We start from the raw sequence: 21,975 nt of genomic DNA, 5'->3' as shown, positions 1-21,975 counted from the left end.
ATGCCCAGGTTTGAACGCGCGGCGCTGTTGAAGAAGTTTCACGCCATGATCGCACGCGGCGAGCCGATCGTCGGCGGCGGCGCCGGCACAGGCCTGTCGGCAAAATGCGAGGAGGTCGGCGGCGTCGACCTGATCGTGATCTACAATTCCGGCCGCTACCGCATGGCCGGGCGCGGCTCGCTCGCCGGGCTGATGCCGTATGGCGATGCCAACGCCATCGTCGTCGAGATGGCCGGCGAGGTGCTGCCGGTCGTGACGAGGACGCCGGTGCTCGCCGGCGTCAACGGTACCGATCCGTTCCGTGACATGGATCTATTCCTCGACCAGCTCAAGGCGCTCGGCTTCTCCGGCGTGCAGAACTTCCCGACCGTCGGCCTGATCGACGGCACCTTCCGCGCCAATCTCGAAGAGACCGGGATGTCCTACGCGCTCGAGATCGACATGATCGCGAAGGCGCATGACAAGAACATGCTGACTACGCCCTATGTATTCAGCGAGCAGGAAGCGACCGCGATGGCGATCGCGGGCGCCGACATCATCGTCTGCCATATGGGGCTGACCACGGGCGGGACGATCGGCGCGCAGACTGCGCCAAAGCTTGCCGACTGCCCCGCCCGGATCGAAGCCTGGGCCGAGGCCGCGCTCAGCGTCAATTCGAACATCATCGTGCTCGCGCATGGCGGCCCGATCGCGGACCCCGAAGATGCCGATTTCATCATGAAGCAGACCCGCAATTGCCACGGCTTCTACGGCGCCTCCTCGATGGAGCGCTTGCCGGTCGAGCGGGCGCTGACGGATCAGGTTCGCAAGTTCAAGGCGATCGGCGCGCGCTAACGCGCCGTGACCAAGGGAGGAAGAGATGTCGGGGATGCTGGTCGGTGAATTGATCCTCTGGCTCATCGTCGCAATCGTCGCGATCGTCATCGTCGTCTATGTGGTGAACTGGCTCTACCACCGCTCATCGAAGGAAACCTCCTTCGTCCGGACCGGTTTCCTCGGCGAACGTGTGGTGATCAATGGCGGCGCCTTCGTGCTGCCGTTCATCCACGACTACACGCCTGTCAACATGAACGTGCTGCCGATGGGGATCGTGCGCTCCAGGCAGGATGCCGTCATTACCCGCGACCGCATGCGCGTCGACATCGAGGCCGATTTCTACGTCCGGGTGCAGGCGACCCGCGAAGCCGTCTCGATCGCCGCCGCCACGCTCGGCCGCCGCACCATGGAACCCGAACAGCTGCACACCCTGCTCTCCGGCAAGTTCATCTCCGCGATCCGCTCGGTTGCGTCAGAGATGACGATGGAGCAGATGCACGAGCAGCGCGGCGACTATGTCGCCCGCGTCAAGGCCAATGCCGCGGAAGCGCTGGCGCAAAACGGCCTCGAGCTCGAGTCGGTCGCGATCACCGATCTCGACCAGACCGACCTCGAATATTTCAACCCCTCGAACCGCTTCGACGCCGAAGGCCTCACCCGCCTGATGGAGGACATCGAGGCCAAGCGCAAGCTGCGCAACGACATCGAGCAGGACTCGATGATCAAGATCCGTTCCCGCAACCTGGAGGCCGAGCGGCAGGCGCTGGACATCGAGCGCGAGAGCGAGACCGCCCGCCTCGAGCAGGAACGCGACATCGAGATGCGCCGCGCCCTGCAGCGCACCGAGGTCGCGCGTGAGCGCGCGCTGCGCGAGACCGAGGCCGAGCAGGCCCAGATCACCGCGCGCGAAGCCATCGAAAAGGCGCGCATTGCCAACGAGCAGGCCATCACCGAAGCCCGGATCGCGTCCGAGCGCGAGACCCGGCACCGGGAGATCGAGCGCACCCGCGCGGTCGAAGAACGCGAATTGCTGGCGCGTGAGGAGATCGAGAAGGCCCGGATCGCCAATCAGCGCTCGGTCGACACCACACGTATCGCATCAGAGCGTGAGGTGCGCCAGCGCGAGATCGAGCGGATGCGTACCGTCGAGGAAGCCGAGATCGCCGCCCGAGAATCGATTGAAAAGGCCCGCATTCAGCAGGACCGTGTCGTCACCGACGCCCGCATTGCCAATGAGGAAGAGACCCGCCGGCGCGAGATCGAGCGCACCCGCGCGGTCGAGGAAGCCGAGATAGCGGCCCGCGAGGCCACCGAGAAGGCGCGCATCGCCCAGACCATGACGGTCAACGTCGAGCGCATCGCCTCCGACGAGCGGACCCGCGCGCTGGAGATCCAGCAGGTGCGAACCATCCAGGAAGCCGAGATCGAGGCGCAGAAGTCGGTCGAGGCCGCCCGGATCACCAGAGAGAAAACGCTGGCCGCCGAGCGCATCGCCGCCGACCACACCACCCGCAAGCTCGAGATCGAGCGCAACCAGGCGATCGAGATCGCCGGGATCACCGCGCGCGACGCCACCGAGGCGTCGCGGATCGCGCAGGAGGAGCACGTCCGGGCACTCGAGATCGCACGTACCCGCGCGATCGAGGAAGCCGACATCGCCTCGCGCGAATCGATCGAGGCGGCACGCATTTCGCAAGAGAAGTCGGTCGCCGCGCAGCGCATCCGTGCCGAACGCGAGACCCGCGCGCTCGAGATCGAGCGCACCGGAGCGATCGAGGCCGCCGAGCTGAAGCGCCGCGACGCGGTCGAACGGCAGCGGATCGATGTCGAGCTGGCACTGGAGAGCGAGCGGATCACCTCCTCCAGGACCCGCGAAGTGCTCAACATCGACCAGAAGCGAGCGATCGAGCTCGCCGACGAGGAGCGCGTGATCGCGCTCGCCGCCAAGCGCTCGGAGCGGATCGATGCCGACCGGCAGGTCAAGCAGGCCGAGATCACGGCCCGCAAGGAGGTCGAGACCACTGATGTGACCCGCGAGCAGGCACTGGAGGCGGCGCGGATCGAACGGCGCCGCTCGATCGAGCAGCTCGAAGTCGCCCGCAATCAATCGCTGCAGGAGGCCGAGATCGCGGCGCGTGAAGAGGTCGAGCGCGCCCGCATCGCCTCCGACCGCGGTCTCGACGAGGCGAGGGTCGGCCGCGAACGCGAGCTGCGCAAGCTCGAGGTCAACAGGGAGAAGGACGTCGAGACCGCCTTGATGGAGAAGGCGATCGCGCTGCACCAGAAGTCGCTGGAGGAATCCGCGGCGCGCGCCGCCGCCGAGGACGCCAGGGTCCACGCCACCGAGGCGGCCGAGCGTGTCGTCACCGCGCGCGAGAGCGAGATTGCCAAGCGGCGCAAGACCGTCGAGGTGCTGCTTGCCGAGAAGCAGGCCGAGGAAACCAGGATCGCGGCCGGCGCCGAACGGGTCCGTGCTACGGTCGAGGCCGAGGCGCAGCGCCTGCTCAACGAGGCCGAGAACGTGCTGACCGACCAGGCCCGCTACTCACTGTTCCGCCGCAAGCTGCTCGACCGGATCGAGGGCATCGTGCGCGAGAGCGTCAAGCCGATGGAGAAGATCGAGGGCATTCGGATCCTCCAGGTCGACGGGCTCAATGGCAATGGCAACGGCTCCGGCCGCAGCGCCACCGACGAGGTGATCGACTCGGCGCTGCGTTACCGGGTGCAGGCGCCGCTGATCGACTCGATCCTCTCCGACATCGGCGTCGAGGGCGGCAGCCTCGCCAAGATGCCCGGCCTGATCCGCGAGGCCCGAGACATGCAAGGCATCAAGGAGTCCGCACGCAAGAGCGGCGGCGACGCCAAACCGGCAGCGCCCGAGGGCGGCGGCGAGCCGCGCCCCGAACGCACGCCGCGCAAGAAGGACTGAGCTCGCAACATGGCACGGGTTTACGTCTCCACCGTCGTCAACGCCCGCAACGACCGGGTGTGGGCTCGCGTCCGCGATTTCAACGGGCTGCCGAACTGGCATCCCGCGATCGCGGAGAGCCGGATCGAGGGCGGCGAACCCTCCGACAAGATCGGCTGCGTCAGGGATTTCCGCCTGCGCAACGGCGATCGCATCCGCGAGAAGCTTCTTGGCCTGTCCGACTACGACATGTTCTGCACCTACTCGATCCTGGAATCGCCGATGGGCGTCGAGAACTACGTCGCGACGCTGCGGCTGACGCCGGTCACCGACGGCGACCAGACGTTCATGGAATGGACGGCCGAGTTCGACTGCGCGCCGGAGCGCGAGGCGGAGCTTGTCAACAATATCGGCGGCGGGGTGTTCCAGGGCGGGTTCGACGCGCTGAAGCGGGCGTTCGGGGGATAGGCCGTGCCGCACATCGTCAAAAGCACGATCCTGGATGCACCGACCGATACGGTGTGGGCCGTGCTGCGCGATTTCAACGGCCATGACCGCTGGCACCCGGCGGTCGCGACCAGCGGCATCGAGCGGGCGCAGCCGTCCGACAAGATCGGCTGTGTCAGGCGCTTCAAGCTGAAGGACGGCTCCGAGCTGCGCGAACAGTTGCTGGCGCTGTCCGACCTGGAGCAGAGCTTCAGCTACTGCCTGCTCGATACGCCAGTCCCGATGTTCAACTACGTAGCGCATGTTCGCCTGTTGCCGGTCACCGACGGCGACCGCACCTTCTGGCACTGGGAATCGCGCTTCGTGACGCGGACCGAAGACAGGGATCGCATCACGCAGATGGTTTCGGAAGACATCTACCAGGCCGGCTTCGACGCCATCCGCCGACATCTGAAGGAGGCCGCGTAAGCGGGGTAGGACATCATGCCAGTCACGGTGAAGACCTTCACCAGCACCCAAGACGCCGCGGCGGCGCTGTCGTCGGATCGCAGCGCGCGCTATCTCGGCGGCGGCACGTTGGTGATGCGAGCGCTGAACGAGGGCGACATCTCGATCTCGACCGTCGTGCGCGCCAGCGACCAGGCGCTGACAAGGATCGACGCGGCCGGCTCGCGCATCGTGCTCGGCGCCGGCGTCACCTTCGCGCGCATCCTGGCCGAGCGCGATCTCGGCTTCCTGCACGCCCCTGCACGCTCGATCGGTGGACCGGCGGTGCGCAACATGGGCACGGTCGGCGGCAATCTGTTCGCGCCGGTGCCGTACGGCGACTTCACGGTCGCGATGCTCGCGCTCGACGCCGTCGTGTCGGTGCAGGGGGGGCTCGGCGGCCGCGAGATCGCAATCGAGGAATTTTTGCAATCGCGCGACCGGCAGGCCGGCACGCTGGTGCTCGCGATCTCCTTTGCCAAGCCCGGCAGCGCTGAGGCCTTCCGCTACCGCAAGATCGCGCGGATCAAGCCCAAGGGCGGCGCAGTGATCACGCTCGCTGCCCATCTACCGGTCAACGGCAGCCGAATCGTCGGCGCCCGCGTCGCGCTCGGCTCGATGGCGCCGACGCCAATCCGCGCCCGCGCCGCCGAGCGCGCGCTGGAAGGCCGCGCGCTCGACGCCTCCGCGATCAGCGCAGCCGCCGCGGCAGCGGTCGAAGGAACTTCGCCCGGCGACAATGCGCTCGCCAGCGCCTGGTATCGTCGCGAGATCGTCGGCGTGCACCTCCGGCGCCTGTTGTCCGGTCAGGAATAGATCGTCATGACCAAGACCCCTCTGCAATTCCAGCATAACGGTCGTGACGTCGCGATCTTCGTCGACGGCGGCACCAACCTTCTGGTCGCGCTGCGCGAGCTGATCGGTGACATGACGCCGAAATTCGGCTGCGGCCAGGGTGGCTGCGGCACCTGCAGCGTGCTGATCGACGGCGAATTGCATCTCTCCTGTCTGACGCTTGCCGAAACGGTCGCCGGCCGTTCGGTCGAGACGCTCGACGGCATCAAGGACGGCCCCAATCTCCACCCGCTGCAACGCGCCTTCGCCGACAATTTCGCCGCGCAGTGCGGCTATTGCACGCCGGGCATGCTGATGGCCGCGAAAGCACTGCTCGACCGCAATCCGCAGCCGAGCCGCGCCGAGGTCGTCGAGGCGATCTCCGGCAATATCTGCCGCTGCACCGGCTATGAGCCGATCATCAACGCCGTGCTGGCAGCCGCATCCGGCGGCCGGGCCCGCGCGTAAGGAAACAGTGCCATGCTGGAATTGCGCAAGGACCTCTTCGCCGACGAGCGCGACGACAATCTGAAAGAAATCGGCAAGGGCACGCAGCGCCAGGACATGCTCGGCCATGTCACCGGCACCTCGCCCTATTTCGACGACCACAAGCTACAGGGCATGCTGCACCTGAAGGTGGTCCGCAGCGCCCACTCTCATGCACGACTGCGCCGCATCGATACCTCCGAAGCCGAGCGGTCGCAGGGCGTGCGGCGCGTGATCCGCGCCTCCGACGTGCCGCACAATTTGAACACGCTGCTCAGCCTGATCAATTTCGGCAAGGACGACGAGCCATCGCTCGCGGTCGACAAGGTGCGCTACAAGGGCGAGCCGATCGTCGCGATCGTCGCCGACAGCCCGCGCGAGGCCTTTGAGGCCATTGCCAAGGTGAAGATCGACTATGAGCCGCTGCCGGCGGTGTTCGATGTCGAGGATGCCCTGAAGCCCGGCGCGCCCGTGGTCAACGAGACCTATCCGAAGAACACCTTCACTTATCACGAGACCTATGATCGCCAGCAGTTGCGCTTCGGCGACGCCGACCGCGCGCTCGCCACGGCCGACCATGTGCTGGAGCAGCGCTACCAGATGTCACCGATCGAGCATGCGCCGACCGAAACCAACGGTTCGATCGCCGCGCCCGACACCAACGGCCGCTACATCGTCTACACCTCGACGCAGGCGCTGTTCTTCTCGGTCGACACCTGCGCCAAGATCCTCGATGTGCCCTCCAACACCTTCCACTTCATTGGCGGCACTGTCGGCGGCGGCTTCGGCGGCAAGGTCGATACCCTGACCGAGCCGCTCTGCATCCTCGGCGCGATGCTGACCGGGCGCCCGGTGCGCTACGTGTTCGGGCGCGAGGAGGAGATGCAATACGGCCCGCCGCGCGGCGCCGAGCGCATCTACATCAAGGACGGCGTGATGCGCGACGGCCGCGTCGTCGCCCGCAAGTTGCGGGCCTATTTCGACAGCGGCGCCTATACGCGGCTGTCGAGCTACGCGGCGGTGAAATGCGCCGCGCACCTGCCAGGCCCTTACACGATCCCGAACGTCCATGGCGACGTCTACTGCGTCTTCACCAACCGCACGCCCGCGACGGCGATGCGCGGCTTCGGCGTCACGGCGATGGATTTCGCCATCGAATGCCAGATGGACAAGCTCGCCCATCTCGTCGGCATGGACCCGATGGAGTTCCGGATTCTCAATGCGTATCGCGACGGCGACATGAAGGCGCACCGCCGCGAGGCCAAGAACACCGCGCTGATCGAATGCGTGCAGGTCGCCGCGGAGAAGGCGAAATGGCCGCTCCGCGAGGAGTTCAAGCGGATGTCGTCGCGCAAGGATGGTGGCGGGATCCGCGCCGCCGTGACGCTGACGCCGCGGGAATCGCATGCACCGGTGGCCGCACCGGCCCAGCAGCGCACGACGTATGACCGCGCGCCGGCCGCGACCCGCGAGCCGCCTCCGCCGCCTCCCTCACCGCCAACATCACCTCCGCCACCGCGGCCGAGCGCGCCGTCGCACGGCGCCACCCGCTTCTCTTCCGTCTTCGGCACCAGGAGGCGCTGACCATGACAAGGCACCGCGGACGCGGCATCGCGTCGGTCAACTATCCCATCGGCATGAATCTCGGCGGCGATCCGAGCCAGGCGTTGGTGCATTCCAACCCGAGCGGCAAGTTCACCGTGGCACTGTCCTCGATCGATCTCGGTCAGGGCATGAAGTCGGTGACGCGGCAGATCTGCGCCGAGACGCTCGGCGTGCCGGTCGAGGACGTCTATGTCGACACTGCTGATTCCGACACCGGCCCGCACTGCATGGGCTCGTTCGCCTCGCGCGGCACCCATCGCGTCGGCAACGCCGTGATGGCGGCGGCGCGGGAAGCGCGCGGCGTGATGATGGAGGCCGCCGCCGAGGAGCTGGAGGTGAACGCCGCCGATCTCGAGACCGATGGCCGCGGAAATATCCACGTCAAGGGCGCACCGCACCGCTCGATCTCGACCAAGGACGTCGCGATCGCCGCACAGTTCAAGCAGGGCAAGACGATCTCCGGCCGTGGCATCTTCCTGGTGCCGCTGTCCGACGTCGATCCTGAAACGGGCGAGATGTCGCCGGCGACATGTTATGCGCATGCCTGCCTCGTCGCCGAGGTCGAGGTCGACGACGAGACCGGCGAGGTCGACATGGTCCGGATGGACTCGGCCTATGAGCTCGGCCGCGCACTCAATCCGCGGCTGGTCGAGCAGCAGCTGGTCGGCGGCGCCTGGATGGGCGTCAGCCACGCGCTCTACGAGACGCCGGAGCCCTATTATCCGGAGCCAGTGCATGGCCCGCGCGATTTCGTCGAATATCTGATGCCGGGTCCCGGCGACATCTGCCCGCACGACATCGCGGTGCTGGAACGCCCGGCACCCGACGGCCCGTTCGGCGCCAAGGGACCGGGCGAGATGTGCGCCAATCCGGTACTGCCTGCCGTCGCGAACGCGATCTTCAATGCGGTCGGCGTCCGGATCGACGATCTGCCGATCACGCCGGAGAAGGTGCTGCGCGCGATTCGGGCGCAGGGCGGCGCGCGGCCGCAACCGCGGCGCTGAGGTCACTTCATGCCGGTCCGCAGCAACATCGTCGGCATCGACAGCCCCGAGGCGCTGGAGAAAGCGCTGCGCGCCGCCTATTACCTCGCCGACGACGGCATCGCGACGGCGTCCTATCTCTCGCTCGCGCTCGGCAAGCCCCTGCTGCTGGAGGGCGCGCCGGGTGTCGGCAAAACCGAGGCGGCGAAGGCGATCGCCGCCGTGCTCGGCCGGCGGCTGATCCGCCTGCAATGCTATGAAGGCATCGACGCATCGGCCGCGCTGTACGAGTGGAACTATCCGCGCCAGATGCTGGCGATCCGGCAAGCCGGCGAAGAGAGCATCGACATCTACGGCGAGTCGTTCCTGATCGAGCGCCCGATGCTGGCGGCGCTGCGCGCGCCCGACGCGACTGTGCTGCTGATCGACGAAATCGACCGCGCTGACCAGGAGTTTGAGGCGTTCCTGCTCGAATTCCTCTCCGACTTCCAGATCTCGATCCCCGAGCGCGGCACGATCCGCGCCGCCGAACATCCCGTGGTCGTGCTGACCTCAAACCGCACGCGCGACCTGCACGAGGCGCTGCGGCGGCGCTGCGTCTATCACTGGATCGACTATCCCAACGCCGAGCGCGAGGCCCGCATCGTGATGATGCGCGCCTCCAGCGTCGCCGAGGCGACCGCCCGCGCCGTCGTCGCGGCGGTGGGCCGGCTGCGCCGCGAGCCGCTGAGCAAGGCGCCGGGCATTGCCGAGGCGGTCGACTGGGCCGAGGCCGCGACCCTGCTCAACAAGGGCGGCGCGCGCTGGCCTGATGCCTTCAGGCGCTCGATCGGCGTCGCGCTGAAGGACGAGGAGGACCTGCATTTCATCTCACCCCGGCTCGATGCGATCATTGCGGAGGCAGCCGCGTGAGCGACGATCTCAAGCTGCCCCGCGCCGCGCAGGTCTTCGTCACCTTTGTCGCGCTGCTGCGTGCCAACGGCTTCCTGGTCGCGCCGGAGCAGACGACGAGCTTCCTCGCCGCGATCGAACTGCTCGGACCGCGTAGCCTGGAGCACATCCGCCGGGCCGGGCTCGCGACGCTGGCGCCGCCGCCGGAGCGCCGCGCGACCTATGACCGGCTGTTCGACATCCATTTCCGGGGCGCTGATGCCATCGAGCAGGCCGAGGGCGAAGACGAGGAGACCGTCCGCCTGCAGGAGCAAGGCCGCGGCGAGGACGAGCCGCCACTCGCCGACGAGGCCAATGAATCCGGCCTCGCCGCGGCGCGCGCCGAGGCGCTGGTCGAGCGCCGCTTTGCCCAGATCACAACCAGCGATCCGCTGCGCCGGTTGGCGCGCGAGGCGGCAAAACGGCTGCCGCGGCGCCGCGGCCACCGACGACGGCGTGCGCGCAGCGGCCCATTCGCCGACCTGCGTCGTACCTTACGCGACAGCGTGCGCAATGACGGCGAGGTGCTGCGGCTCGGACGGATGCGCCGCCGCCAGCGTCCGCGCAAGATCCTGTTCCTGATCGACGTCTCCGGCTCGATGAAGGCGCGCACCGAGGAGAACATGCGACTGGCGCATGTGCTGGTGCAGGCGGCCGGCAATGTGGAGGTGTTCACCTTCGGCACAAGGCTGACCCGCGTCACGCCGGCGCTGCGGCTGAAGCGACGCGAGCAGGCGCTGAACGCGGCCTCCTTCCTGGTCAGCGACTGGGACGGCGGCACCCGCATCGGCGACGCGCTGCAGGCGTTTCTTGCTGTGCCTCGGTTCGGTGGATATGCCCGCGGCGCCGCGGTCGTGATCGTCTCCGACGGCCTCGAACGCGGCGATCCGGCCGCGCTACGCGATGCCGTCGCAAAACTGTCGCGCCGGGCCTGGCGGGTGAGCTGGCTGACGCCGCTGGCGACCTCGCCCGGCTTCAAGCCGCAAACCGAGGCGCTGATCGCGATCCAGCGCTTCGTCGATGATCTCGTGGACGGCGGATCGAGCGCGGCAGTCGTCGCTCATCTGCTGTCGCTTGCAACAAGGAGAGCTGCGTGACCGGTATTGTCGACGGGCATCATCACATCTGGCGTCAGGCCGATCTCGCCTGGCTGTCCGGCCCGATGCAGCCGCGTATCTTCGGCCCCTACGAGCCTATCCGCCGCGACTATCCGATCGAGGAATATCTCGACGACCTCAAGGGCACCGGCGTTACCCGCTCGGTCTATGTCCAGACCAACTGGCCGAACGGTCAATTCGAGGACGAGGCGGCCTGGGTGCAGCAGACCGCTGACCAGCACGGCTGGCCGCACGCCCTCGTCGCCTATGCCGACTTCTCCGTCGACGACGTCCGTCCGCAGCTCGATCGGCTGAAGCGTTATCCGCTGGTGCGCGGCGTGCGCATGCAGCTGCACTGGCACGAAAACCCGCTCTGTCGCTTCGCGGCCCGTCCCGATCTCTGCACCGATCCGGTCATCCGGCGCAATGTCGGCCATCTCGCCGATTACGGCTGGAGCTTCGACCTGCAGGTGTTCGCGCCGCAGATGGCCGATGCCGCCGGTCTCGCCGCAGCCTGCCCCGACGTGACCTTCATCCTGCAACACGCTGGCATGCTGGAGGATCTGTCGCCGCAGGGCCGCGCTGGCTGGCGCGCCGGCATGGCGCGGCTCGCGCAGTGCCCCAACGTCGTGTCCAAGCTGTCCGGGCTCGGTACCTTCATCCATCGCAACGATGCCGCGCATATCGCCGGCGTCGTGATCGACACCGTCGCGATCTTCGGCGCCGCCCGCTGCCTGTTCGGCTCGAACTTTCCGATCGAGAAGCTGTGGACCAGCTACCGAGATCTCATCGACGCCTTCAAGGCAGCCGCCGAGCGGCTCAGCCGCGAGCAGCGCGAGGCGATCTTCAGCACGACGGCGGCGCGGGTCTATCGGCTCGGGCCATAACAGCGCCGCGAGCACGGACACAACGACGAACACGAATTGGGAGGGAGAAAGATGCCGTTGGAGATCAAGATCCTGGACTATGGCGATATCGAGCTGGAATCGAGCTTCCTCGTGCTCGGGCACAATTGCGGCCGCACCCGCCGCGTGCTGACGCTCGGTTTCCTGATCCTCGGCGGCCCCTACCCCGTGCTGGTTGATACCGGCTACCGATCCAACCAGATCATGGAGACGCTCGGCATGCGCGGTCTCCAGTTCCACGAGAACATGATCGAGAACCAGCTCGCCCGTCACGGCGTGCGGATGGGCGACGTCCGCTTCGTCTGCCACACCCATCTGCATATCGACCATGCCGGCAAGGACGATCTATTCCCGATGAACACGACCGTCGTGGTCAACCGCAAGGAGCTGGAATATTCCGTCTCCGGCCTGATGCACCCGCAATATCCCGCACCCGACATCAAGCATTTGATCGACCGCCTGCACACCAAGAGCGCGCTGCGTTTCCTCGACCTCGAAATCACCGGTCCGGTCGAGCTGATGCCCGGCGTCTATTGCGATGCCGCCAACGCTCATACCGAGGGCTCGATGAACATCCACGTCCACACCGCCGACGGCATCGCCACGATCTGCGGCGACGTGATCTATGATTTCAACGACCAGATCGTCACTCCCTTCAACGAGATCCAGGACGCCGAGCCGCGCACCACTGGCAACCATGGGACCAGCAAGCGCGCCGAGAAGGCCGCGATCAAGAAGCTGCTGTCGAGCTCGCGCTATCTGCTGCCGGTGCACGATCGCCCGGCGAAGATCGAGGGCGGCATGGTGGTCGGCCGCCTGCACGACCAGGTGCCCGGGCCCGTCCTGCAAAGCCTGCCGCAACGCAGCTGGTTTCCAGCGTAACAGCGAGGACGGATGCGATGACGCATGTCACGCTACGCGCGGAGTTCGAAGACCTGATCGATCCGTATGCACCGGTCGGCCAGGTCGGCACCGGCTTCGATTTCACGGAGGGACCGATCTGGCATCCGGTCGATCACTTCCTGCTGTTCTCCGACATGCCCGGCGACGTACGACGGCGGTGGGATGCGCGGCGCGGCGTGGTCGAGATCAAGCGTCCGTCGAACAAATGCAACGGCATGACCTATGATGCCGATCTCAACCTGATTGTCTGCGAGCATGCGACCTCTTCGCTGATCCGCGAGCGGCCCGACGGGCGACGCGAGGTGCTGGCCTCGCATTATGAGAACCAGGAGCTCAACAGTCCGAACGACGTCTGCGTCCATTCCTCCGGCGCGATCTATTTCTCCGACCCCTGGTATGGCCGGATGCCGGTCTATGGCGTCGAGCGGCCGCGCCAGCTCGGCTTCCAGGGCGTCTATCGCGTGCCGCCCGGCGGCGGCGCGCCGAAACTGCTGGTCGACCGCTATCTGTTCGAGCAGCCGAACGGACTATGCTTCTCGCCCGACGAGCGCATCCTCTATGTCAACGACACCGTGCAGGCGCTGATCCGCGCCTTCGACGTCAGCGCCGACGGCTCGCTCGGCAATCCGCGCGTGTTCGCCTCCGGCATCCGCTCCGAGCTCGAGCCGGGCCTGCCCGACGGCATGAAGTGCGACCAGCGCGGCAATGTCTGGGTCACCGCGCCGGGCGGCGTTTGGGTCTATTCACCCGCTGGCGACCTGCTCGGCAAGGTCCGCCTGCCCGAGCTCGTCGCCAACCTCGCCTGGGGCGGTGCCGATTTCCGCACGCTCTATCTGACCGCGACCCACTCGGTCTACGCGATCCCGGCCAAGGTCGGGCCGCGCCATGAACCCTATATGAGCGGCAAGCGTGGCGCGACGAATGCCGCATCGTCCGCACCTGCACCCAATCTCGCCGCCGGCGAGATGCAGATCGATCCGCAGCGCTGCGCGATGATCATCCAGGACATGCAGAACGACGTTATCATGGACGGCGGCGCGTTCGCCGAGTCCGGTGCGCCTGCGCACGCGCGACAGCAGCATGTCGTCGAGAATGTCCGCCGCGTCGCCGAGGCCGCACGGGCACGCGGCGTCGCCATCATCCATGTCTGGTTCGTGGTCGAGCCGGGCGCGCCGGGCGTGACACTGAACGCGCCGCTGTTCGAAGGGCTGGTCGACAGCAAGGCAATGGTGCGCGGCAGCTGGGGCGCGGCGCCGGTCTCCGGTCTCGAACCGCGTCCGGGCGACTTCGTGGTCGAGAAGATGCGGATGAGCGCCTGGGAAGGCACGCGGCTCGAGACCATCCTGAAAGCAACCGGCCGCGACATGATCATCAACACCGGGGCCTGGACCAACATGTCGGTCGAGCACACCGCGCGCACCGGCGCCGACAAGGGCTATTTCATGATCGTGCCGGAGGATTGCTGCTCGACCATGAATGCCGACTGGCACAGCGCCGCGATCAATTTTGCCCTGCAGAACGTCTCCGTCGTGACCAACGCCGACACCGTCATCAAGGCGCTCGGCTGAGAGGCGGACACATTGCCAAAGCTGCTTCACGTCGCCTGCTCTCCCCGCGCCGATTCGGAATCGGCAGCCGGCGCGCGCGTCTTTCTCGATCGCTTCCGCGAGATGCGGCCGGATTGGGAAATCGACGCGATGAATCTCTGGCGCGAGCCGTTGCCGGAGTTCGAGGGCTATCTGCTCGAGGCAAAATACGCCCGGATCGGCGGCAAGACCTTCACCAATTCGCAACACGACGCCTTTGCGATGGCGGAGCGGCTGGCGCTGCGGCTGTCGCTGGCCGACCGCGTACTGATCTCGACGCCGATGTGGAATTTTTCCATTCCCTACAAGCTCAAGCAGTGGCTCGACGTCATCATCCAGCCCGGCCTGACCTTCCGCTTTGATTCGGCGTTAGGCTATCTGCCGCTGCTCAAGGACCGCCCGACGGTCGTGATCGTCGCCAGCGGCAGCGACTTCGTCACCGGCATGAACCGCGGCCGCATCGACATGGCAACGCCCTATCTGCGCGAAGCGCTGCGCTTCATCGGCATCAGCGACGTCCGCTTCGTGCCGATCGGTCCGACCACCGGACCTGCGGAGCCGATCCATGCCGCCCGCGAGGCCGCGCACCACCGGCTCGCGGAGATGGCGGGGCGGTTTTGACCTGCTCTCACCACATCGTCGTCCCTGCGAAAGCCAGGACCCATAACCACCGCATTTGATTGTGAATGAGATCGTGGCCCCAGCGCGGGGTAATGGGTCCTGGCCTTCGCCAGGACGACGGCGAGTGTGTGAACGGAGTCGTGAGCCGTGTGTCCGCATTCTCGCGACAGCGCTAACCCACCCTAGGCTTCCGTCGACGGAAACACGAGCCTGCACAACAGTCCGGGCGCGTTGTCGCGCAATTCGATGCGCGCGCCGTGCAGGCTCGCGACCGCCGCGACCAAGCTGAGGCCGAGGCCGTTGCCTGGCGTGTAGCGGCTTTGCTCGAGCCGGTAGAAGCGCTTGAAGACGCGATCGTGCTGCTCGGCCGGAATGCCGGGGCCGTCATCGGCAACTGAAATCACCGCTTCACCCTCGTCGTTGTCGCAGGTCACGGTCACCCGTCCGCCCGGACGGCCGTGCTTGATGGCGTTGTCGACGAGATTGGCGATGGCGTCGAACAGGAGGTCGCGATCGCCGGTGACCAATACCGCCGGATCGCCCGCTAGATCGAGATGGGTGGTGACCTCCTCGGCGGCGGCGTCGTAGAGCTCGACCACCTCGCCGGCGATCTCGACCAGATTGACGGTACGGAACGCGCCCTTGCGCGCCCGCGTCTCGATCTCGGAGATCCGCGTGATCGATGCGAACATCCCGAGCACTGCGTCGAGATCGGCGATGGTGTCGCCGATCAGCGCCGCATCGCCCTCCCCGTTGCGCGGGGCGTGATAGGCCTTCTCGAGCCGGCCGCGCATCCGGGTCAGCGGAGTGCGCAGGTCGTGCGCGATATTCTCGCTGACCTGCTTGACGTCGCCCATCAGGGTCTGGATCCGGTCCAGCATCAGATTGAGATTCTCGGCGACGCGATCCCATTCGTCATGACTGCCATGGAGCGGGATGCGCTGGTCGAGGCCGGAGAGCATGATGGCGCGGCTGGTCGCATTGATCGACTCGATCCGGCCGACCGTTCGCCGTGTGACCCCGATGCTGGCGGCAGCCGCAAGGCCGATGATCAGCACGACGACCGCGATGCCCGCGGCCCTGATCTGCGCCATGAAGCCGTCGAGATCGCTGATGTCGCGGCCGACCAGCAACCGATCGCCGCCTGGTAGGGTCTTCGTCACGGCGCGCACGAGCGCGGCTTCCGAAGGCAGCGCTGGCAGCGAGGTTCGAAATTTCGTCCATCCATCTCCAATGGTATCTGCCGGCCATTGCGTGAGATTTCCCGCGAGCACGACGGATCCGGGGCCGACCAGCAGATAAACCTGATCGGCGAGACCCTTGTTCGCGACGCGTTGCGCGATCAACGCGATCAGGCCATCGCGGCCGGATCGCGCATAGGCATCGTCGAGGTTTGCCTGCTCGGTCATGATTGCGCGGTCGGACCTGTCGCGCACATAGGACAGTGTCGACCAGTAGACATAGGCGAAGATCACGGACACGATGAGGCCGAACGTACCGATGGCGATCAACGCCAGGCGAAACGTCGACGACCTGAGGGTCTTAGCCAGGAGCACGGAGGCAGTACCCGATGCCGCGGATCGTGTGGATCAGCGGATAGGCTTGCTGGTCGTCGACCTTGCGGCGCACCCGGCCGACATAGACGTCGATGATGTTGGTCGAGGGATCGAAGTGCAGATCCCACACGTGCTGCAGCAGCATGGCGCGCGACACCACGCGGCCTTCGTTGCGCACGAGGTATTCGAGCAGCTGAAATTCCTTCGGCAGCAGCGGAATCTTGCGGCCGCGGCGGCTTGCCGTCCGCGCGATCAGATCGACCGCGAGATCGCCGACCCGCAGGATGGTCTCCTTGGCAACGGTCTCGCTGCGGCGGCCGAGCGCCTCCAGCCGCGCCAGCAGTTCGACAAAGGAAAACGGCTTGACCAGATAGTCGTCGCCGCCGGCGCGCAGGCCGCGCACGCGATCATCGACCTCGCCGAGCGCGCTGATGATCAGGAACGGCACCGCGATGCCGTCGTCGCGCATCTGGCGCATCACCGTGATGCCGTCGATGTCGGGCAGCATGCGATCGATCGTGATCACGGCATAGTCCCGCGACGCCCCCTGGCTCAGCGCCTCGCGGCCGTTCGCAGCCAGATCCACGTCATAGCCGCTGGTGGTCAGCTCCTCGACCAGCTGACCGGCGGTCTCCGGATCGTCCTCGACGACGAGAATGCGGCGGTGAGCTCCGGTCATGTTCTTGAACTCTCCGAGTTGTCCTGAACTCCCCGAGTTCTCAAACTCTCCGAGTGCCCCGCAACGGTCGCCGCCAGACTATCCCATTCCGGGGCTGGATGGAACGCCTGGCGACGGCCGCGACAACGGTGCGGTTCGTTGGGCGATCACCAATAGTCCCCGCACACATTGACCCATTGCAGCCCGTACGACGTCCATACCCTGCGGTAGCAGCCGTCATAGTAATCGGCATAGACGCCAGGCCCGCCGAAGAAGGCGAAGCGATGGAAGCGGTGATGGTGGTGGAAGAAGCCGCCATGATGGAAGAAGTGCGAGCCGTGGAATCCGGCGCCGGCGAATCGCGGGCCGAACGCCGGTGCGCCGACGAAGCGCGCGCTGCCAAAATGCCCACCGGCAAAATGTCCGCCGCCGCCCATGGCGGCGAAGGCCATACCTCCACCGCGCATGCCGCCGCCGAAACCACCGCCATGCATTCCGCCGCCAAATCCGCCACCGTGCATGCCGCCGCCCATGGCGCCACCAAAACCGCCGCCATGGCCGCCGCCGAAGCCACCGCCACCGCCGCCACCTCTGGCGAAGGCTACGGGTGCAAGCGCAACACTGATGGCGAGCGTCGCCGCCGTGAGAACCGTGAAGAGCCTGTTCGTCATGAAATCCTCCCTGATTGGGACCGCAGCGAACCTCGTGTCGCCGCATGCAGAGCATGATCAGAAGACGCAAGCGTGAGGCCGACTTCAACTGACAAATGCGCCAGATTCTGACGCCGGATTTAGGATTGGCGAACGCGCCGGCACATACAGCAAATGGCTGGATCACGGGCCGCGACTGCGTTGGCCGGGATCGACGGACATTTGGCTGGAATCAGCGGGTGGCGCGCGTTGAATCGATCCGCCGGGTTTCTTAATCCTGCGCCCATCCAAGGAGCGACGTCGTCGCGGCGGGATCGCGGATCTGGTTCACAATTTGTCGATCACCGGGTCTCCCCGTCGCGCCGGCCGTAACCCACCTGCGATGCAATCGTCTTTGACCCCGGCTCCTCTCAGCGCCGGGACGCCGATTGCTGACCTCAGCAAGGAGCTTTCGATGAGCGACGAGATCAAGAGACCGTTTCTGACCCACGCCTCCGGCGCGCCCGTTGCCGACAATGTGAACATCATGACCGCGGGTCCGCGCGGGCCGGCGCTTTTGCAGGATGTCTGGTTGATCGAAAAGCTGGCGCACTTTCACCGTGAAGTGATCCCGGAGCGCCGGATGCACGCCAAGGGCGCCGGCGCGCACGGCACCTTCACCGTCACCCACGACATCACGCGCTACACCAAGGCCAGCATCTTCTCGAAAACCGGCAAGCAGACGCCGATGTTCGCGCGGTTCTCGACCGTTGCCGGCGAGCGCGGCGCGGCGGACGCCGAGCGCGACATCCGCGGCTTCGCGCTGAAATTCTACACCGATGAAGGCAATTGGGACGTGGTGGGCAACAACACGCCGGTGTTCTTCTTCCGCGATCCCCTGCGCTTCATCGACCTCAACCATGCGATCAAGCGGCATCCGCGCACCGGCGTGCGCGACCCCGACATGAACTGGGATTTCTGGACGCTGCTGCCGGAAGCGCTGCACAAGGTCACCATCGTCATGAGCGAGCGCGGTATCCCGAAGAGCTTCCGGCATCAGCACGGTTTCGGCAGCCACACCTACAGCATGATCAACGCCAACAACGAGCGGGTCTGGGTGAAATTCCACTTCCGCACCCGCCAGGGTGTCCAGAACCTGACCGACGCCGAGGCCGAGGCACTGGTCGGCAAGGACCGCGAAAGCCACCAGCGCGACCTGTTCAACAGCATCGAGCGCGGCGACTTCCCACGCTGGACGCTGTTCATCCAGGTGATGACGGACGCGCAGGCCAACGCATTCAAGTTCAACCCGTTCGATCTGACCAAGGTGTGGCCGAAGGCGGATTATCCCCTGATCGAGGTCGGGTATTTCGAGCTCAACCGCAACCCGGAGAACTTCTTCGCCGAGGTCGAGCAGGCGGCGTTCACGCCGGCCAATGTCGTGCCCGGCATCGGCTATTCGCCGGACAGGATGCTGCAGGCCCGCCTGTTCTCCTATGGCGACGCGCAACGCTACCGGCTCGGCGTCAACCACCACCAGATCCCGGTCAACGCGCCAAAATGCCCGTTTCACAGTTATCACCGCGACGGCGCGATGCGCACCGACGGCAATCTGGGCGCGACATTGACCTATTGGCCGAACAGCCATGGCGAGTGGACCGACCAGCCGCAGCTGAACGAGCCGCCGCTTGAGATTGTCGGCGCCGCGGCACATTGGGATCACCGCGTGGACGACGATCACTGGCAACAGCCGGGGGATCTATTCCGCAAGATGAATGCTGGACAAAAGCAGGCGCTGTTCGACAACACCGCCCGCCAGGTAGGTCAGGCGTCGAAGCACGTCCAGGAACGGCACGTCGCGAACTGCAGCAAGGCCGATCCGACCTACGGCAAGGGTGTCGCGGATGCGCTGGCGCGGCTTGCCGACGGCAAGCTGTAGCCAGGACGGCCCCTTCCGCCCCGTCATCCTGAGGTGCCCGCGGAGCGGGCCTCGAAGGATGAATCAGCCAGAGATGGGGCCGTGCATCCTTCGAGGCTCGCAAGAGTTCGCACCTCAGGATGACGGGTCAGCTCGGGCGACTCGGCGAGACGCGTCACGCGGTCGATTTGAAACAGGGCGGCGAGCTCGGCTCGCCGCCTCTTTGCCGCTGCCTAGGTCGGCTTGCCGCGTCCGCTCTTCTCGGCTGCGCGGCGCAGGGCCTCGGCGAGCGCGCCGCCGCCGGACTGCTCCTGCGGCTTGCGCGGAGCCGACGACGTCATCTTGGCCGAACCGCGCGAGAAATCGCGTGACGGTCCGGCATTGTCCTTCTTCGGTCCGACCTCGTCGTCGAGCCGCAGGGTCAGCGCGATGCGCTTGCGCGCGACCTCGACATCCAGCACCTTGACCTTGACGATGTCACCCGGCTTCACCACCTCGCGCGGGTCCTTGATGAAATTCCGCGACATTGCCGAGATGTGCACCAGCCCATCCTGGTGCACGCCGATATCGACGAAAGCGCCGAAGGCGGCGACGTTGGTCACGGTGCCCTCGAGGATCATGCCCTGTTTGAGATCCTTGACCTCCTCGACGCCGTCCTTGAACACCGCCGCCTTGAACGCCGGACGCGGATCACGGCCGGGCTTCTCCAGTTCGCGCAGAATGTCGGTGACTGTCGGCAGACCGAAAGTGTCGTCGACGAAGGATTGCGGCCTCAGCCCGCGCACCACGTCGGCGTTCCCGATCAGCGCCTTGATGTCGCTCTTGGTCGCTTCGAGGATACGGCGCACCACCGGATAGGCTTCCGGATGCACGCCGGATGAATCAAGCGGGTCCTCGCCGTTGCTGATGCGCAGGAAGCCGGCGCATTGCTCGAACGCCTTCGGCCCGAGCCGCGGCACCTCCTTCAGTGCCTTGCGCGACTTGAACGGGCCGTTGGCGTCGCGGTGCTGCACGATGCTCTGCGCCAGCCCCGCGCCGATGCCCGACACCCGCGAAAGCAGCGGCACCGAGGCGGTGTTGGCATCGACGCCGACGGCGTTCACGCAGTCTTCCACCACTGCATCGAGCGAGCGCGCGAGCTTGGCCTCGCCGAGATCGTGCTGGTACTGGCCGACGCCGATCGCCTTCGGTTCGATCTTGACCAGCTCAGCCAGCGGATCCTGCAGGCGCCGCGCGATCGAGACCGCGCCGCGAATGGTGACGTCGAGGTCGGGCAATTCGCTCGAGGCGAAGGCGGAAGCCGAGTAGACCGACGCGCCGGCTTCGGAGACCACGATCTTGGTCATCTTGCGCTCGGGCAGCCGCTTCACGAGCTCGGCGGCGAGCTTGTCGGTCTCGCGCGAGGCGGTGCCGTTGCCGATGGCGATCAGCTCGATGCCATGCTCGATCGCGAGCTTGCCGAGAATGGCCAGCGCCTCGTCCCAGCGCCGTTGCGGCTCGTGCGGAAAGATTGCCGTATGCGCCACCACCTTGCCGGTGGCATCGATCACCGCGACCTTGACGCCGGTGCGATAGCCGGGGTCGAGCCCCATGGTGGCGCGCGGGCCGGCCGGCGCCGCCAACAGCAGGTCGCGCAGATTCGAGGCGAACACACGCACCGCCTCGGTCTCGGCCGCGGTCCACAGCCGCATCCGCAGGTCGATGTTGAGATGGATCTGGATCTTGGTGCGCCAGGCCCAGCGCACCGTCTCGCTCAGCCATTTGTCGCCCTTGCGGCCCTGGCTCGAGATCGCAAAGCGGTTCATGATCCTGAGCTCGTAGAGGCCGGGCACGCCGACCGCCGGCGCCTCGGCCTCCGGCTTGATCGCGAGGTCGAGGATCTCTTCCTTCTCGCCGCGGAACAGCGCCAGGATGCGGTGCGACGGCAGCTTCGGCAGCGGCTCGGAGAAATCGAAATAGTCCTTGAACTTCTCGCCTTCGGTCTTCTTGCCGGTGCGGACGGTCGAGGCCATGATGCCGTTCGACCACATCTCCTCGCGCAGCGCGCCGATCAGGTCGGCATCCTCGGCGAAGCGCTCGACCAGGATCGCGCGCGCGCCGTCCAGCGCCGCGGCGACGTCGGCGACCTGCTTCTCTGCATTGACGAAGGGCGCAGCGGCCTCGTTCGGATCGTTCTGCGGCTGCGTCAGCAGCATGTCGGCGAGCGGCTCGAGGCCGGCCTCCTTGGCGATCTCGGCCTTGGTGCGACGCTTCGGCTTGTACGGCAGATAGATGTCTTCCAAGCGGCCCTTGCTGTCGGCGGCCATGATCTGGGCTTCCAGCGCGGCGTCGAGCTTGCCCTGCTCGCGGATCGAGTTGAGCACCGCGGTGCGGCGCTCCTCGAGCTCGCGCAAATAGGTCAGCCGCTCTTCCAGCGTGCGGAGCTGGGCGTCATCGAGCGCGCCGGTGAGCTCCTTGCGGTATCGCGCAATGAACGGCACCGTGGCGCCGCCGTCGAGCAGCGTCACCGCCGCCTCGACCTGCTCGTCGCGAACGCCCAGCTCCTGCGCAATCTGATGATGGATCTTTGCCACGCCTGTCTCTCTCACCCCGTTGCGCCGCCAAATC

The 21,975-nt window shown here is 66.4% G+C and carries 19 protein-coding genes; 15 read left to right on the top strand and 4 right to left on the bottom strand.

Annotated features, from left to right (window positions below):
* The 14 genes from ACVIGA_RS30490 to ACVIGA_RS30425 are packed head-to-tail and all read left to right on the top strand — an operon-like array spanning nucleotide 1 to nucleotide 14,607.
* The gene (locus ACVIGA_RS30490) at nucleotides 1-834 is read left to right on the top strand and encodes a phosphoenolpyruvate hydrolase family protein (RefSeq protein ID WP_456668910.1); all 834 of its coding nucleotides are present in this window, start codon (nucleotides 1-3) and stop codon (nucleotides 832-834) included.
* 25 nt (nucleotides 835-859) lie between these two features.
* A complete protein-coding gene (locus ACVIGA_RS30485; protein WP_456668909.1) occupies nucleotides 860-3,745 on the top strand; it encodes a flotillin domain-containing protein in 2,886 nt (961 codons plus the stop codon).
* A 9-nt stretch (nucleotides 3,746-3,754) separates the two neighbouring features.
* Nucleotides 3,755-4,192, top strand: a complete 438-nt coding sequence (locus ACVIGA_RS30480) for an SRPBCC family protein (protein WP_092124412.1) — start codon at nucleotides 3,755-3,757, stop codon at nucleotides 4,190-4,192.
* A 3-nt stretch (nucleotides 4,193-4,195) separates the two neighbouring features.
* Entirely contained in the window at nucleotides 4,196-4,639 is a 444-nt protein-coding gene (locus tag ACVIGA_RS30475; protein ID WP_456668908.1) for an SRPBCC family protein, read from the top strand.
* A gap of 15 nt (nucleotides 4,640-4,654) precedes the next feature.
* The gene (locus tag ACVIGA_RS30470; protein WP_456668907.1) at nucleotides 4,655-5,473 is read left to right on the top strand and encodes an FAD binding domain-containing protein; all 819 of its coding nucleotides are present in this window, start codon (nucleotides 4,655-4,657) and stop codon (nucleotides 5,471-5,473) included.
* 6 nt (nucleotides 5,474-5,479) lie between these two features.
* The gene (locus ACVIGA_RS30465; RefSeq protein ID WP_223969589.1) at nucleotides 5,480-5,959 is read left to right on the top strand and encodes a (2Fe-2S)-binding protein; all 480 of its coding nucleotides are present in this window, start codon (nucleotides 5,480-5,482) and stop codon (nucleotides 5,957-5,959) included.
* Between the two features lie 12 nt (nucleotides 5,960-5,971).
* Nucleotides 5,972-7,561, top strand: coding sequence for a xanthine dehydrogenase family protein molybdopterin-binding subunit (locus tag ACVIGA_RS30460; RefSeq protein ID WP_456668906.1), 1,590 nt, complete (start codon nucleotides 5,972-5,974; stop codon nucleotides 7,559-7,561).
* 2 nt (nucleotides 7,562-7,563) lie between these two features.
* Nucleotides 7,564-8,586, top strand: a complete 1,023-nt coding sequence (locus tag ACVIGA_RS30455) for a xanthine dehydrogenase family protein molybdopterin-binding subunit (RefSeq protein ID WP_021075858.1) — start codon at nucleotides 7,564-7,566, stop codon at nucleotides 8,584-8,586.
* Between the two features lie 9 nt (nucleotides 8,587-8,595).
* Complete coding sequence (locus tag ACVIGA_RS30450; RefSeq protein WP_212017331.1) at nucleotides 8,596-9,477, top strand: AAA family ATPase; 882 nt, start codon at nucleotides 8,596-8,598, stop codon at nucleotides 9,475-9,477.
* Nucleotides 9,474-10,592 (top strand): vWA domain-containing protein, encoded by a 1,119-nt coding sequence (locus ACVIGA_RS30445; protein WP_456668905.1) that lies wholly within the window; start codon nucleotides 9,474-9,476, stop codon nucleotides 10,590-10,592. The genes ACVIGA_RS30450 and ACVIGA_RS30445 overlap by 4 nt, the downstream gene beginning before the upstream one ends.
* Nucleotides 10,589-11,479, top strand: a complete 891-nt coding sequence (locus ACVIGA_RS30440) for an amidohydrolase family protein (protein WP_456668904.1) — start codon at nucleotides 10,589-10,591, stop codon at nucleotides 11,477-11,479. Before ACVIGA_RS30445 ends, ACVIGA_RS30440 begins: the two co-directional genes overlap by 4 nt.
* Before the next feature lie 51 nt (nucleotides 11,480-11,530).
* Nucleotides 11,531-12,379: an MBL fold metallo-hydrolase gene (locus tag ACVIGA_RS30435; RefSeq protein ID WP_456668903.1), complete on the top strand. Its 849-nt coding sequence runs from the start codon at nucleotides 11,531-11,533 to the stop codon at nucleotides 12,377-12,379.
* 17 nt (nucleotides 12,380-12,396) lie between these two features.
* On the top strand, nucleotides 12,397-13,968 hold the full coding sequence (locus ACVIGA_RS30430) for an isochorismatase family protein (protein WP_456668902.1): 1,572 nt from the start codon (nucleotides 12,397-12,399) through the stop codon (nucleotides 13,966-13,968).
* A gap of 12 nt (nucleotides 13,969-13,980) precedes the next feature.
* Complete coding sequence (locus tag ACVIGA_RS30425; RefSeq protein WP_456668901.1) at nucleotides 13,981-14,607, top strand: FMN-dependent NADH-azoreductase; 627 nt, start codon at nucleotides 13,981-13,983, stop codon at nucleotides 14,605-14,607.
* A gap of 182 nt (nucleotides 14,608-14,789) precedes the next feature.
* Here ACVIGA_RS30425 and ACVIGA_RS30420 read toward each other — a convergent pair whose 3' ends face one another.
* The 3 genes from ACVIGA_RS30420 to ACVIGA_RS30410 all read right to left on the bottom strand — a co-directional run bounded on the left by ACVIGA_RS30420 (nucleotide 14,790) and on the right by ACVIGA_RS30410 (nucleotide 17,492).
* The gene (locus ACVIGA_RS30420; RefSeq protein WP_456670921.1) at nucleotides 14,790-15,842 is read right to left on the bottom strand and encodes a sensor histidine kinase; all 1,053 of its coding nucleotides are present in this window, start codon (nucleotides 15,840-15,842) and stop codon (nucleotides 14,790-14,792) included.
* 307 nt (nucleotides 15,843-16,149) lie between these two features.
* Nucleotides 16,150-16,842 (bottom strand): response regulator transcription factor, encoded by a 693-nt coding sequence (locus ACVIGA_RS30415; RefSeq protein ID WP_456668900.1) that lies wholly within the window; start codon nucleotides 16,840-16,842, stop codon nucleotides 16,150-16,152.
* A 146-nt stretch (nucleotides 16,843-16,988) separates the two neighbouring features.
* Nucleotides 16,989-17,492 (bottom strand): hypothetical protein, encoded by a 504-nt coding sequence (locus ACVIGA_RS30410; RefSeq protein WP_456668899.1) that lies wholly within the window; start codon nucleotides 17,490-17,492, stop codon nucleotides 16,989-16,991.
* 433 nt (nucleotides 17,493-17,925) lie between these two features.
* On the opposite strand from ACVIGA_RS30410, the gene ACVIGA_RS30405 reads away from it, so the two are divergent.
* The gene (locus tag ACVIGA_RS30405) at nucleotides 17,926-19,389 is read left to right on the top strand and encodes a catalase (RefSeq protein WP_456668898.1); all 1,464 of its coding nucleotides are present in this window, start codon (nucleotides 17,926-17,928) and stop codon (nucleotides 19,387-19,389) included.
* Between the two features lie 212 nt (nucleotides 19,390-19,601).
* Here ACVIGA_RS30405 and ACVIGA_RS30400 read toward each other — a convergent pair whose 3' ends face one another.
* Nucleotides 19,602-21,941 (bottom strand): Tex family protein, encoded by a 2,340-nt coding sequence (locus tag ACVIGA_RS30400; RefSeq protein WP_456668897.1) that lies wholly within the window; start codon nucleotides 21,939-21,941, stop codon nucleotides 19,602-19,604.
* Nucleotides 21,942-21,975: the final 34 nt, after the last annotated feature.

This window comes from Bradyrhizobium sp. USDA 3240, from assembly GCF_054063295.1.
This window is presented reverse-complemented; position numbering and strand designations above follow the sequence as displayed.